General features: G+C 61.0%; 13 protein-coding genes and 5 tRNA genes. 10 read left to right on the forward strand and 8 right to left on the reverse strand.

Features of this window, described 5'->3' with window-relative positions; all coding sequences use genetic code 11:
* Positions 1-23 precede the first annotated feature (23 nt).
* Together bfr and FCL40_RS02075 are read right to left on the reverse strand one after the other, a co-directional pair.
* The gene (gene bfr, locus FCL40_RS02070; RefSeq protein ID WP_136850857.1) at positions 24-500 is read right to left on the reverse strand and encodes a bacterioferritin; all 477 of its coding nucleotides are present in this window, start codon (positions 498-500) and stop codon (positions 24-26) included.
* Positions 501-590: 90 nt separating this feature from the next.
* Positions 591-785, reverse strand: coding sequence for a (2Fe-2S)-binding protein (locus tag FCL40_RS02075; protein WP_136850859.1), 195 nt, complete (start codon positions 783-785; stop codon positions 591-593).
* Positions 786-932: 147 nt separating this feature from the next.
* Here FCL40_RS02075 and FCL40_RS18535 point away from each other — a divergent pair, with 147 nt between their 5' ends.
* Positions 933-1,145: a DUF6494 family protein gene (locus FCL40_RS18535; RefSeq protein WP_267873492.1), complete on the forward strand. Its 213-nt coding sequence runs from the start codon at positions 933-935 to the stop codon at positions 1,143-1,145.
* Here the strand turns inward: FCL40_RS18535 and FCL40_RS02080 are convergent.
* From FCL40_RS02080 to rsgA, 6 genes are all read right to left on the reverse strand, one after another.
* Positions 1,139-2,050 carry a D-2-hydroxyacid dehydrogenase gene (locus tag FCL40_RS02080; RefSeq protein WP_136850860.1) on the reverse strand — a complete coding sequence of 304 codons (912 nt, stop codon included), beginning with the start codon at positions 2,048-2,050 and terminating at the stop codon, positions 1,139-1,141. The two genes, FCL40_RS18535 and FCL40_RS02080, sit on opposite strands and share 7 nt — an antisense overlap.
* Positions 2,047-2,769 carry a glycerophosphodiester phosphodiesterase gene (locus FCL40_RS02085; protein WP_136850862.1) on the reverse strand — a complete coding sequence of 241 codons (723 nt, stop codon included), beginning with the start codon at positions 2,767-2,769 and terminating at the stop codon, positions 2,047-2,049. Before FCL40_RS02085 ends, FCL40_RS02080 begins: the two co-directional genes overlap by 4 nt.
* A gap of 21 nt (positions 2,770-2,790) precedes the next feature.
* Positions 2,791-5,949: a mechanosensitive ion channel domain-containing protein gene (locus tag FCL40_RS02090; RefSeq protein ID WP_169306971.1), complete on the reverse strand. Its 3,159-nt coding sequence runs from the start codon at positions 5,947-5,949 to the stop codon at positions 2,791-2,793.
* 69 nt (positions 5,950-6,018) lie between these two features.
* Positions 6,019-6,891 carry a DMT family transporter gene (locus tag FCL40_RS02095; RefSeq protein WP_136850866.1) on the reverse strand — a complete coding sequence of 291 codons (873 nt, stop codon included), beginning with the start codon at positions 6,889-6,891 and terminating at the stop codon, positions 6,019-6,021.
* Entirely contained in the window at positions 6,891-7,751 is an 861-nt protein-coding gene (gene asd, locus FCL40_RS02100) for an archaetidylserine decarboxylase (protein ID WP_136851368.1), read from the reverse strand. Before asd ends, FCL40_RS02095 begins: the two co-directional genes overlap by 1 nt.
* Before the next feature lie 18 nt (positions 7,752-7,769).
* Positions 7,770-8,819 carry a small ribosomal subunit biogenesis GTPase RsgA gene (gene rsgA / locus FCL40_RS02105; RefSeq protein ID WP_136850868.1) on the reverse strand — a complete coding sequence of 350 codons (1,050 nt, stop codon included), beginning with the start codon at positions 8,817-8,819 and terminating at the stop codon, positions 7,770-7,772.
* 119 nt (positions 8,820-8,938) lie between these two features.
* Here rsgA and orn point away from each other — a divergent pair, with 119 nt between their 5' ends.
* From orn to tsaE, 9 genes are all read left to right on the forward strand, one after another.
* The gene (orn, locus tag FCL40_RS02110) at positions 8,939-9,484 is read left to right on the forward strand and encodes an oligoribonuclease (RefSeq protein WP_136850870.1); all 546 of its coding nucleotides are present in this window, start codon (positions 8,939-8,941) and stop codon (positions 9,482-9,484) included.
* Positions 9,485-9,590: 106 nt separating this feature from the next.
* Positions 9,591-9,666, forward strand: a tRNA-Gly gene (locus tag FCL40_RS02115).
* A 19-nt stretch (positions 9,667-9,685) separates the two neighbouring features.
* A tRNA-Gly gene (locus FCL40_RS02120) sits at positions 9,686-9,761 on the forward strand.
* A gap of 183 nt (positions 9,762-9,944) precedes the next feature.
* A tRNA-Gly gene (locus FCL40_RS02125) sits at positions 9,945-10,020 on the forward strand.
* Positions 10,021-10,121: 101 nt separating this feature from the next.
* Positions 10,122-10,197 (forward strand) — tRNA-Gly (locus FCL40_RS02130).
* 101 nt (positions 10,198-10,298) lie between these two features.
* A tRNA-Gly gene (locus FCL40_RS02135) sits at positions 10,299-10,374 on the forward strand.
* Between the two features lie 416 nt (positions 10,375-10,790).
* Complete coding sequence (locus FCL40_RS02140) at positions 10,791-11,246, forward strand: hypothetical protein (protein WP_136850872.1); 456 nt, start codon at positions 10,791-10,793, stop codon at positions 11,244-11,246.
* Positions 11,247-11,421: 175 nt separating this feature from the next.
* Positions 11,422-12,918 (forward strand): NAD(P)H-hydrate dehydratase, encoded by a 1,497-nt coding sequence (locus FCL40_RS02145; protein WP_136850874.1) that lies wholly within the window; start codon positions 11,422-11,424, stop codon positions 12,916-12,918.
* Positions 12,919-12,923: 5 nt separating this feature from the next.
* Entirely contained in the window at positions 12,924-13,379 is a 456-nt protein-coding gene (gene tsaE, locus FCL40_RS02150) for a tRNA (adenosine(37)-N6)-threonylcarbamoyltransferase complex ATPase subunit type 1 TsaE (protein ID WP_136850876.1), read from the forward strand.
* The last annotated feature ends 3 nt before the right edge of the window (positions 13,380-13,382 follow it).

Genomic DNA, 13,382 nt, shown 5'->3' on the forward strand with positions numbered 1-13,382 from the left:
GCCGCTCTGTTTCAACGGCCTCATTAATCCTCGTCGATGTTCTGGGTCTGCAGGTAGTTCTGGATGCCCATCTTGTCAATCAGCTCCAACTGGGTCTCCAGCCAATCCACATGCTCCTCCTCCTCCTCGAGGATGTCATCCAGCAGTTCGCCGCTGACAAAGTCCCGTACTGATTTGCAGTAGGCGATCGCTTCCCTCAGGTCCTGCATGGCGTCCATCTCCAGGGCCAGGTCGCACTCCAGCATCTCCTTGGTGTTTTCACCAATGCGCAGCTTACCCAGACTCTGAAGGTTGGGCAGTCCTTCGAGGAAGAGGATCCGCTCGATCAACTTATCGGCGTGTTTCATCTCGTCGATGGACTCGTGGTACTCCTTGTCGGCGATCCTCTTCAGGCCCCAATCTTTATACATCCGCGCGTGGAGGAAGTACTGGTTGATGGCGATCAGTTCGTTAAAGAGGATCTTGTTCAAGTGGGTAATGACTTTCGGATCGGCTTTCATGATCAGGCTCTTCTCAGGGTGACGACCATTAAGCATAGAAGAGCCCGCCCCCCTGTCAAAAAGGGACGCAGGAGAGGGGAGGACGAAGGATCAGGCCACTTCGTAGTAGCGGGGTTGGCTCTCCATCAGTTGCGCCTGGATCACTTCCAGGGTTGCCTGGATGCAGCGGCCACACTCGCTGCCGACACCCAGTTTCTGCTTGAGTGACTTGATGTCGGTAGCGCCGTCGTCCACCGCTTGGCGGACCTGCTTCTCGGTGACGGCGTGACAGATGCATACGTACATGGTGACAACCCTTTTGTTGAACTGGGCTCAGATTAAATGAGAACGATTATCATGTCCAATCACTTTTGGCCATTAATTCGGCACTAGTTAGGTTTTGTTGTTATAAAAATATGTGATGTCGATCTTTTTCAGCAGGAGGTGCTGGCTATGGATATTAATAAAGAAGCTCTAAATCAGTCAATTAGGCGATATCTTAAGGAGGTGGGCATAAAGTCTCACCAGACGCTGGAGAGCCAGATCCTGGCACAGGCGAGCAAGCTCGGAGAGGCACAGACGGTCAAGGTGACCATGATCCTGGAGGTGGAGGCCCTGGGGCTGGAGCAGCGGGTCGAGGGGCGGCTGACCCTGAGGGGTCAGTAGCCGCGGGGCCAGTCGAAGAGGTGGATCAACCTCTCCCCCCGCTGATAGCGCTCGAGGTTGGCGGTGAACTGCTGCCAGATCTGCTCGGGAAAACTCTTGGCGGCGACATGGGGGGTCAGTGTGATGGCGTGGTGATGCCAGTAGGGGTGCTCCGCTGGCAGCGGTTCGCCGGGAAAGACATCCAGTACCGCATGGCTCAAGGGCCCGCTCTCCAGGGCGTCCAGCAGGGCGGCCTCCTCCACCAGGCTGCCGCGGCCGATATTGATCAGCACCGCGCCTTCGGGCAGGGCGGCCAGTGCCGCGGCATCCAGCAGGCCCCGGGTTGCTGGGGTGTCAGGCAGCACCCCCACCACCACCTGCGCCTGGTCCAGCGCCCGCTGGAGCTGCGCCACCGGATGGACTCGCTCGAAATGGTGGACCTTGGCGCCACTGCGGCTGACGCCGATCACGGTCATGCCGAAGGCGGCGGCGACCCGGGCCACCTCCTGGCCGATGTCTCCGGTGCCCAGAACCAGCACGGTTTTCCCCTTGACGCTGTCATAGTCGAAGGGTTGCCAGATTTTTTGCTGTTGCTGTCGCCTCAGCCGGGGCAGATCCCGAAACAGGCTGAGCAGATGGGCCATCACATATTCCGCCATCAACGGCCCGAAGATCCCCTTGATGTGGGTGAGGGTGTAGTCCCGGGGCAGATCGGGGGCCAGCAGGGGGTTGACCCCGGCAAAGGTGCTGGCCAGCCAGGATGGTGGGGGGCAATGTCGGAGGGCGTCGACGGCCAGCGCCGGGTCGGCCAGCCAGATCTCCGCCTCGGCGGGATCCTCGACCAGGGTCAGGCCCTCGGGCCGGGTGGTCACCATCAGCGCCCGGTAGGCGAGGTTGTTGGAGGTGAGCAGGGTCAGGGTGGTCATTGCCAGGCTTCCCCCGGGCCGCGCTGGTCGTTGCCGATGATGCTCCTGGCTTTGTCGGGCCAGTTGCAGAAGACGCCGTCCACCCCCAGCAGTTGAAGCTCGAGAATGTCCTCCGCCTCATCGACGGTAAAGACGTAGACCCTGAGTCCGCGCCGCTTGGCGTCGGAGATGAACTCGGGCTCGGCAAAGTTCACGTCCATATGCACGGAGAAGGCCCCAAGCTCATCGGCAAATCTGGCGTAGTTCAGCGGGCAGCTGGTGGTCAGGGCGCCGATCTTCAGCCAGGGCAGCGAAGCCTTGATTCTGGCCAGTTGGGGGTGGTTGAAGGAGGAGACCAAAAACTGCTCCCGGCTGTAGCCGAGCTCGGCGATGGCCCGCTCGAGCATCGGAGCGAGCAGTTCGCCGGTGCCCCGTCCCTTGAGTTCGATGTTGAGATCGCAACGTCCGGCGATCAGCTCCAGCACCTGCCACAGGGTGGGCACACGTTCGCCGTTGCCGGCATCCAGGCCGGCCAGGTGAGCCAGGGTGGATTGGTGGACCAGGCCATGGCCGTCGGTATGACGTTGCAGCCAGCGGTCGTGGATCACCACCAGTTCCTGCTCCACCCGGTGAACGTCCAGTTCGATGGCGCAGGCTCCAAGCTCTAAGGCCTTCTCCATGGCGGCCAGGGTGTTCTCCGGAGCCAGGCCGCTGGCGCCGCGGTGTGCGATAACTAACATCGGTTCATCCTTGCTTGACGGTTAACGAATCAGGGCAGTGGCGCCTTCATGCGGCTCGCCGCGGTGTCTCAGCTGGATCTCCATCTGAGGGTAGGCCAGCTCCACCTTGGATTCTCGGAACTTTTTGATGATCAACTGGTGCAGGCGGTGACGCAGGGGCCAGCGTTTGCCCATCTCATCGGTGTAGACCCGGATCTCGTAGTCCTGGGTGTGGGTACCGAAGCCGGCGAAGTAGATTTCAGGCTCGGGCTGGGCCAGGGCATGGGGGGTCTCCTTGACGGCCTGGTGCAGCAGGGCCTCCACCAGCGCCGGATCGCTGTCGCGGGCTACGCCCACCTTGATGGTGACCCGGGTAATGGCGTCGGAGAGGGACCAGTTGATCAGCTGCTCGGTGATGAACGCCTTGTTGGGAACGATGATCTCCTTGCAGTCCCAGTCGACGATGGTGGTCGCCCGGGTCTGGATCTTGGAGACATTGCCGGTGAGCTCGCGGATGGTGACGGTGTCACCGATGCGGATCGGCTTCTCGAACAGGATGATCAGGCCGGAGATGAAGTTGGCGAAGATCTCCTGCAAGCCGAAACCCAGACCCACCGACAGGGCGGCGACCAGCCATTGCAGTTTGCTCCAGGCCATACCCAGGGTGGAGAAGGCGGCGATGGTACCCACCAGGACCACCAGGTAACGACTGACCGTGGTGATGGCGAACCCGGTGCCCGGGGTCAGTTCCAGCCGTTGCAGCAACACCAGCTCCAGCATACCCGGCAGGTTGCGGGCGGTCATCAGGGTGAACACCAGGATCAGGCTTCCCGCCAGCACCGATTTCAGGGTGATGGGCAGCGTCTGCTCGATGCCGCCGACCACCTCATTGCTGGTCCACAGCACGACGGCATCCAGGGAGCTGAACATCGCCGGATGGGTCTGGCTCCAGACGCCCAGCAGGGTCAGGATGAAGGCGAGGATCATCAGTGAACGCACCAGCCCCAGGGATTGAGTGGAGATGGTGTCCAGATCGATCTGCGGCTCCTCCAGGGGGTCGAGGGCGTCGCCGCCAGGCTCGCTGCGCTCCTTCTCCCTCTGGGCCAGCACCTCGGCGCGTTTGGCCTTGGCCCGTTCGAAGGCCAGGCGGCGGCGCTGGATCAGCATCCAGCGCTTCACCATCAGGTGGGCCAGCATAAAGCCGATGGCCAGCAGCACGGTCAGTTGAACCTGGGTCAGCACCGAGAAGGCGGTGTAGTAGTAGCCTCTCAGGGTCAGCAGGAAGGCCACCAGGGGCAGGAGCACCAGCGCCAGCCACACCAGGCGCTCCAGCAGATGCTGATTGGGCCGGCTGCGGGTGTGGTACTCATGGTACTGGTCCACCAGTTTGATGAAGCGCCAGTAGGCGTGCCCGAGCAGCAGGCACAGTCCGAGGAAGGCCGCCCGCCCCAGGCTGTTGCTGAGCAGGGGCACCTGGCTCTCCTGGCAGAAGCGGATCAACACCAGCAGCGGCGCCGCGGTCAGCAGCAGTCTGCGGAAGAACTGGATGTTCTGTTGGATCAACGGGGGATGGCGTCGGAAATGGGCGATAAACAGGCCATCGTCACGGCTGAGCTGGTAGACCAGCCAGTAGAGGGCGATCAGCAGTACGCCGGCCATCAGTCCCGCCCCCAGGGCGTGGACGAACGGCAGCTGCACCTGGGATTGCAGGCGCCAGGCGGCGGCCAGCAGTGGTGCCGGGATGATGGCGGAATAGGCGATGGCGGCCACCAGCTCCTTGAAGGAGTCGTTGAAGCGGTCGTGGGTGACGTTTCCCACATAGCGGGCATGGTGCTTCCTTAGCCGGGCGTAGGGGGCTCGCAGCAGGTCCTGCATCACCAGGGCCAGCACCGCCATGACCAGCCAGAGGGACCACCAGCGGCCATCGGCATGAATGGCGCTGCTCAGCTCCAGCCAGCGGTCGGTGGTGGCAAGCCAGGTGATGCTGCCCAGTACCTGGGTGAACCAGTGAGTATCCAGCGTCTGGGCATTGGGCAGCCAGAACAGCCGTTCGCTGATGAGTTGCAGCAGGCGTTGTTCCAACTGGGTGACCTCATGACGCAACTGGTTCAGGCGGGAGAGCTCCACCACCTGCTGCTCCAGGGCGTTCAGCGTCTGGGTCAGCAGGGCCTGCTGAGCCTGCCAAAGGGGCACCCTGGGATCCTTGTCGCCTTTGTGGCTCAGCTGGTACTCCAGCTCCGACTGGCGCTGCTCCAGATCGAACTTCTGAACCCGCGAACGGCTGATGTCCTGGTCCAGCAGGGGCAGCTGCTGACGACGCTCCAGTTGCCAGAGCTGCTTGAGCAGACTGCTGCCGAAGGTGGCGTCCGGGGTCATCCACTGGAGCTGGTCCTTGACCTGGTTAAGCCGTTGCTGCTGTTTGCGGTGCATCTGCTCCAGCTGTTGCTGCTGCTCGACCAGAGACTCGGTGGTCTGGTTCACCGACGCCAGCTGTCGGGCCAGCTGGCCGTTTTCCTCAGCCAGGGCGGCCAGGGCGGGATCCGCCAGTTCCCTGGTGTCGGCCACGCCACTCAGGGCCTGCTCGCTCTGACGGCGCCGCAGTTCGTTGGCCTGCTGGTTCAACTGTTCAATCAGCTGCTCCTGGGCCAGGATCTGGGCCTTGACCAGGCGTTGGCGCAGCTGAGTCAGTTTGAGCTCCTTGGGGCGAACCTGCTCCTCCAGGGTCAGGGTATGTCGCCATTGGTTCAGATAGGCCTGGCGTTCGGACAGGGCGGCGCCGTCCTGTTCGGCCAGGCGTTGCTGCTCCTGGGCCAGGACCAGTTCCCGGTGTATCTCTTCGCGGCGCCCCCGCAGCCAGTCGATGCGCTCAGCCAGGGCCTCGAAGCTGCTCTTGAGTTCGCCGAGCATGTTGTGTGCCAGCGACAGCTGCTGCGCCAGAGGCAGGGCCTGGTCAACGCTGGCGGACAGGGGGTGTTGCAACTGGGAGAGGATCTGCTGTTGCTGGACCGGGTAGTCCGCCAGCTGTTGCTGATACTCCTGGGCGCGCCGCAGTTCGGAGCCGGTGGCCTCCTGCCACTGGGCCGGGGTCAGGGAACCCGCTTGGGGTTTTCCTCCGGAGAGCTGTTTTTCCAGTGAAAAGGGACTGGCTACGGTTAACGGAGTAGCCAATAGGGAGAGGCAGAGTAGAAGTATGCGCCACATGGGTGTTGTTCGGTTCATCTGAAGCAGTTAAGGCTGGTTCCGATGGTATCGGAGAATGGGGGAGGAGCACTAGCGGTTTGACTGGGATTTTTTCGCCCTGGCCGAACTTTGTTGATGGGTTTCAAACAGTGCGGCGCAGACCACCAGGCATCCTCCCAGCAGGGTGCGGCCATCGGGCCACTGTGCCAGCACCAGGGCGGCCAGGGTGACTCCGTAGAGAGGCTGCAGGCAGCCCACCAGGCTGACGGTCTTGGCAGCCAGGTGCCGCAGCGACTGAGACATCAGGGCGTGGGGCAGGGCGGTGAAGACCACGGCCAACAGCAGCAACAGCCCCAGTCCCTCAGCGTCAAGTTCCGTGGGGGCCTGGCCGCACCAGGGCAGCAGCATCAGTGCGGCGATGCCGGTCTGATAGGCCATGGTGGTGGGGCCGTCGTAACCACTGAACCAGCGCTTCTGAATCAGGTTGCGGGCGGTGAACAGGGCGGCGGAGATCACCCCCAGGGCAACCCCCAGGGTGAGGTTATTGGACAGGGTGGGGGCGGGCACCAGCAGAACAATGCCCGCCAGCACCACCATGGCGCTGAGCAGATCGGCCCCCTTGGGCAGCCGCTTCTGTAGCAGGGGTTCGGCGATCACCGTCATCACCGGATAGGTGAAGAAGGCGATCATGCCGATGGCCACACTGGAAGCCTGCATGGCGGCAAAATAGCTCACCCAGTGCAGGCCGACGATGATTCCCAACAGGGTAATCACCCCATAATCCCGGTAGTGCTGCAGCTTCAGATGGCCCCGTCGATAACCGACCACGCTTGCCAGCACCAGCGAGGCGATGGTGGCGCGGAAGGCGGTGATCTCGGTGGCGGGCAGGGGAATCAGGGCGGAGAAGAGGGCGGTGCCGCCGAACAGCAGCACCGCCAGGTGCAGTTGCAACAGGGGGGACATCAGTCCAGCTTGGCCATCGGTCTGCCCAGGCGGGTGACGGCGCCAGCGTAGACGTCGTCATCAAACTCCTCCAGCATCCCTTTGCCAAACAGGGCGATGATGGTGCTGCCCAGCTTGAAGCGTCCCAGCTCGGCCCCCTTCTCCAGGGTGATCGCCTGCTTGCCGTCGCTGGGGTAGTCCCAGCTGAATACCGAGGGACCGGTGGGCGGAGTAATGGTGCCGGCCCAGACGGTCTCGATACTGGCGACGATGGTGGCTCCCACCAGGATCATCGCCATCGGCCCCTTGTGGGTATCGAAGAGACACACCACCCGTTCGTTGCGGGCAAACAGGCCGGGGACGTGTGCCGTGGTCAGGGGGTTGACCGAGAACAGATCGCCGGGCACGTAGATCATCTTGCGCAGGGTGCCGGTCATCGGCATATGGATGCGGTGGTAATCGGTGGGCGAGAGGTAAACGGTGGCAAAGTCACCATCGGTGAACTTGGTCTCATCCTCGCGGCTGCCGGCCAGCAGGGTGTGCAGGCTGTACTCATGGCCCTTGGCCTGGAACAGGTGACCATCCTTGATGGGGCCTAACTGACTGACACAGCCATCCACCGGGTGAATCACCAGGTCGTCACCCTCGGCGATGGGGCGCATACCGGGCTTCAATGGGCGGGTAAAGAAGTCGTTGAAGGTCTTGTAGGCGCGGGGGTCGCTGTGCAGTGCCTCCTCCATGTTGACCTTATACTGCTTGATGAACCACTTGATGAAGGCGGTGGTCAGGGGACCCGCCTCGGAAGCGGCAAAGCTGCCCACCAGGCGAGATAGGGCGTGCTTGGGCAGGATGTACTGCAGATTTACTTTAAGTTTGTCCAGAGACACGGTTCTTCCTTTCTATTTCCTGTCCATGGGATCGTTGCTCTGGCGAGTGGGTCGATCTGTGGCCATGGTTTCCAAAATTCTGTGATAGTTATCGAATCGTTGTTGACTGATTTTTCCCTGTTCCACGGCTTGTTGCAAGGCGCATCCTGGATCATCCCCGTGTTTGCAGTCACGGAAGCGGCAGCTGCCCATCCATTCGCGAAACTCCCTAAAGCCCCAGGTGACCCGCTCGGTCTCCAGGTGCCACAGGGCAAACTCGCGCACCCCGGGGGAGTCGATCAGATCGCCGCCCTCGGGAAAGTGGATCAGCTTGGCGGTGGTGGTGGTGTGCTGCCCCAGGCCGGAGACTTCGGAGATGGCACCCACGTCCAGCTCGGTGTCCGGCATCAACGCGTTGATCAGGGAAGACTTGCCCACGCCCGACTGGCCGACAAAGATGCTGACCTTGTCCTTAAGACACTGGCGCAAGGCGTCGACCCCCTCTCCAGTGTGGCTGCTGAGCAGGAAGATGGGGTAGCCGATGGTCCGATAGGGGGCCAGGATGCGCTCCACCTCGTCGCGGCCAGGTTCATCCAGCAGATCGATCTTGTTCAGTACCAGCACCGGCGGGATGCCGGTGTCCTCGGCGGCCACCAGGTAGCGGTCGATGATCTGGCTGGAGAGCTCAGGCAACACCGATGAGACGATGAAGATCTGATCGATGTTGGCGGCCACCACCTTGACCCCGTCGTAGTAGTCGGGGCGGGTGAGGGCACTGCGCCTTGGGTGCACCGCCTCGACGATGCCACTGATGCCGTGCAGATGTTCCTTGCCCAGGCGAAACTCCACCTCATCGCCAGTGACCAGGCTGCCGATGGTGCGCCGCAAGTTGCAGCGGTGGACAGTGCCGTCTGGGGCTTCGATGTCGGCGTGCTGGCCATAACGGCTGATCACCCGCCCTAACATCTGGGGACCCAGCTGATCGTTGTCCCACTCGGGCTCCTGGCGTTTCAGTCGCTTTTGCTGATTCGCCCTGACCCGGCGAATCTGTCCTTTGGTCAGTCTCTTTTTGCCTTTGCTCACGCGTGAATAAACTCTGTCTCAGGCCATGGGGTGCCTTTCGGACCATGGCAGGGGGAGAAGTAAAAGGGTTATCATACTACTTAATGCATCAAAAATACTGGATTTGAGGGAAATCACCCATGGCAGCGGACCCAAGCAACCTGATCTGGATCGATCTGGAGATGACCGGGCTGGACCCGGACCAGCACTGCATCATCGAGATCGCCACCATAGTGACCGACGCTCAGCTCAATGTGCTGGCGGAGGGGCCGGTGCTGGCCATCCATCAGAGTGAGGCGGAACTGGCCAAGATGGATGAGTGGTGCACTCGCACCCATGGTGAGAGTGGACTCACCCAGAGGGTGAAGGCGAGCAGCATCAGTTGTGCCGAGGCAGAGCGGCAGACCATCGAGTTTCTGAAATTGTGGGTGCCGGAGGGGGCGTCCCCCATCTGCGGTAATAGTGTGGGACAGGACCGCCGCTTCCTCTACCGCTATATGCCGGCCCTGGAGCGCTACTTCCACTACCGCTATCTGGATGTGAGCACCGTCAAGGAGCTGACCCGCCGCTGGAAGCCCGAACTGCTTGATGGATTTACAAAAAAAGGCACCCACTTGGCACTGGATGATATCCGCGAGTCGATCGCTGAGCTGGCCTACTATCGGAGCGAAGTTTTTAAAATTTGACCACTTAAACCAAAATTGGCGGCTGGGGGTTGCAGAGGCTCTATTTTCGCTTATAATGCGCCCTCGCTTCCTGAGACAACTCGGGAAATGCGCAAGAGAAAATTAAGCGGCACTAGCTCAGCTGGTAGAGCGCAACCTTGCCAAGGTTGAGGTCACGAGTTCGAACCTCGTGTGCCGCTCCAATTTTCCAAGCTTGTCGAAGCGGCACTAGCTCAGCTGGTAGAGCGCAACCTTGCCAAGGTTGAGGTCACGAGTTCGAACCTCGTGTGCCGCTCCAAATTTACAAGCTTATCCAAGCGGCACTGGCTCAGTGCGGGGTAGAAAGTAGCGCAACCCTCTTTTCGCCCATGAGACACTCGCCAGAGTCCATAGAATTAAGCGGCACTGGCTCAGTGCGGGGTAGAAAGTAGCGCAACCTTCTTTTCGCCCATGAGACACTCGCCAGAGTCCAAAGAATTAAGCGGCACTAGCTCAGCTGGTAGAGCGCAACCTTGCCAAGGTTGAGGTCACGAGTTCGAACCTCGTGTGCCGCTCCAAATTTCAAAGCTTCTCGAAGCGGCACTGGCTCAGTGCGGGGTAGAAAGTAGCGCGACCCTGTTTTCGCCCATGAGACACTCACCAGAGTCCAAAGAATTAAGCGGCACTAGCTCAGCTGGTAGAGCGCAACCTTGCCAAGGTTGAGGTCACGAGTTCGAACCTCGTGTGCCGCTCCAAATTTCAAAGCTTCTCCAAGCGGCACTGGCTCAGTGCGGGGTAGAAAGTGGCGCAACCCTCTTTTCGCCCATGAGATACTCGCCAGAGTCCAAAGAATTAAGCGGCACTAGCTCAGCTGGTAGAGCGCAACCTTGCCAAGGTTGAGGTCACGAGTTCGAACCTCGTGTGCCGCTCCAAATTGAAAAAGCCATCCTCCGGGGTGGCTTTTTTGCGTTTTGAGGTTGATGCCGTCACTGGCGAAATGTCCCCTTGAAGGGCTGAGGTCTCCCTCTCTGCCCGGCTCGGGGAACCTCGCCCGGTGCGCCAGATTGGAGCAGGCAGCCTTAGGGACGGCTTTTGCCCGGAGACCGCTCTCCTTCGTTGCGCCGTCGACCTGGTTTGGCACCGCCACTTTCCATCAGATCCGTGAACGGAGTGAACCAGTTATCTGTTGATTGCCTGAAATGGTGTTCCCACGGGCATCACAGAGTAGCGATGACGGGATGTGATCCCAGATCACTAAAGGGTGATGACGTTCAAAATATCTTTTCTACAAAGCCACCATAATGAGGCTATACCTAAGATCAAACGCTTGAATTTGTGGAGAGATCCTATGCGCTTTAAACAGATGCGAGAGCTGCTCGAATATGTATCGCAATGCCGGGTGGCGATGAGCAAGCTGTACGATCGCCTGGACCATCAGGCTGACTCGTCCCGAGTTAAGTTGCTGCTGGAGTATCTGCGAAACCACCAACTTGAGGTGGCCAAGAAGATGGATCAGTACATCGAGGATGCGCCGGACGGGGTGCTGGACACCTGGTTCAAGCGGTTGGACTATGACGACATTGTGGCCGAGTGCACCCACATCGTCCTCGAGGGGGGAGCCGATGAGCACGCGGTGATGGATCTGGCCCTGGAACTGGATAACAAGGTGCTGTCGCTGCTGCATCTGGCCCTGGAGCAGTCTGAGCATCAGGAGACTCAGGCGGCCCTGGAGGCGGTGCTGGCGGCGGAGCGCGTTCGGCAGCAGCGATTCGTTCACAGTACACTGCGGATGGACGATATTTGACGCTGATCAAAGCCGGGTTCGATTAGGCTGGTAGCCGGGTTGATGTTGGGGTACCTATCATTAACCTTGAGCGGATGCAGATCACAGTCGTAGATATTTCGGCAACCGATTGACACAAGAAACGGTCAGGGATTCCTGACCGTTTTTTTTCCCTGTATGGAGGCAAGACACAGCGATGCGTAAGGCAACGGCGGCACTACCCTCAACCCTGTTTTCCGGCGCCACGGTAAGGAAATGGGAGCCTCTTCTGGCCAAGCAGCACGGTGTGCTGATGTGGTCGCTGATGGAGGAGGCGGGTCAGCGAGCCTGGCAACTGTTCCGGGAGCGCTGGCCCGAAGCGAAAGAGGTCGCGGTGGTCTGTGGCCGCGGCAACAATGCAGGAGATGCCTATGTACTGGCCAGGAATGCCCTGGCCGAGGGCATGGCGGTGAGGGTGCTGCAGATTCAGCCGGAGAGGCTGTTAAAGGGGGATGCCAAGATCGCCCAGCAGCAGTTTCTGGATGCCGGCGGTCGCATCGAGGTGGCCGAAGCCTGCCGTCTTGCCGATGCCACCCATATCGTCGACGGTCTGCTGGGGACCGGTTTTGAAGGGGAGCTGCGCCCCGAGTTCCTGGAGATGATCAATGCCATCAATGGCAGCGACGCCAAGGTGTTGGCGCTGGATCTGCCCTCGGGCCTCAATGGCGACAACGGCTATGTGGCAGAGGCGGTGGTGGAGGCTGATGTCACCCTGACCTTCGTCGGCGTCAAGCAGGGCCTGCTCACCGGCATGGCGGTTGGCTGCTGCGGTGACATCGTGCTGGCCCCACTGGCCATCGGTGACGCCATGGCCACTCAGGTACGTTGCGATGCGGCCAAGATCAGCTATGCGGATTATGTGCATTATTTGGGGCCCAGGAAGCCGGATTCCCACAAGGGCGATCATGGTCGCATCGCGGTGATCGGTGGCAATCATGGCATGCCCGGGGCGGTGCGGCTGGCCTCCGAGGCCGCCCTGCGCAGTGGCGCCGGCCTGGTGAGCATCATCAGCCGGTATGAGAACCTGCCTTTGATCCAGGCGGGCCGTCCGGAGCTGATGCTCTGGGGCAGTGATATCGCCGATATGGAGGTGTACCAGAGGGTGAGCTGGGGGCAGGTGGTGTTGTGCGGCCCGGGACTGGGCAGCGGGGACTGGGCCTATCACATGTGGCGGGTGGCCCTGAACTCCGAGCGCCCACTGGTGATGGATGCCGATGCCCTGAACCTGCTGGCGAAGAACCCCCAGAAACGGGATAACTGGGTGCTGACACCCCACCCCGGAGAGGCGGCCAGGCTGCTGGGGGTGGAAACGGTGGAGGTGCAGCGAGACAGGTTCAAGGCGGTGCGGGAGTTACAGGATCGCTACGGCGGCGTGGTGCTGCTCAAGGGGGCGGGCACCCTGATCTACGATGGTGACTCCATGTTGGTGGCGCCGGTTGGCAACCCGGGGTTGGCGACGGGGGGCAGCGGCGATGTTTTGTCTGGTATAATCGCCTCCCTGCTGGCCCAGGGGCTGCCACTGCTCGACGCTGCCGCCTGCGGCGTCTGTCTCCATGGGGAGGCTGCGGACATGGCGGCGGAAGGGGGCCAGCGAGGGATGTTGGCATCGGATCTGATGCCCTATGTACGACAACTGGTAAACCCGCAAGAGTGAACTGAATGAGGCAACTGACCCGGATTCTGGAAGACGACTCCCAAACCCTGGCCCTGGGGGCCGACCTGGCAAAGCAGATCGTCCCGCCGATGGTGATCCACCTGGAGGGAGAGCTGGGCGCGGGCAAGACGACCCTGTCCAGGGCGCTGATCCAGGGGCTGGGTCATCAGGGGCATGTGAAGAGCCCCACCTATACCCTGGTGGAACCCTATGAGCTGGAGCGGGTGAGCGTCTACCACTTCGATCTCTACCGGCTGGCGGATCCCGAGGAGCTGGAGTTTATGGGGATCCGGGACTATTTCACCGAGCGCTCCCTATGCCTGGTGGAGTGGCCGAAGCGGGGTCAGGGTGTATTGCCCCCGGCGGATCTAACCATTACCCTAAGCTATCAAGGGGATGGGCGGAGTGCGACACTCAGCAGCCATACCACCAAAGGCGAGGCACTACTGGAACAGCTATAACAG

Source organism: Ferrimonas sediminicola (assembly GCF_005116715.1).
Taxonomy (GTDB): domain Bacteria; phylum Pseudomonadota; class Gammaproteobacteria; order Enterobacterales; family Shewanellaceae; genus Ferrimonas; species Ferrimonas sediminicola.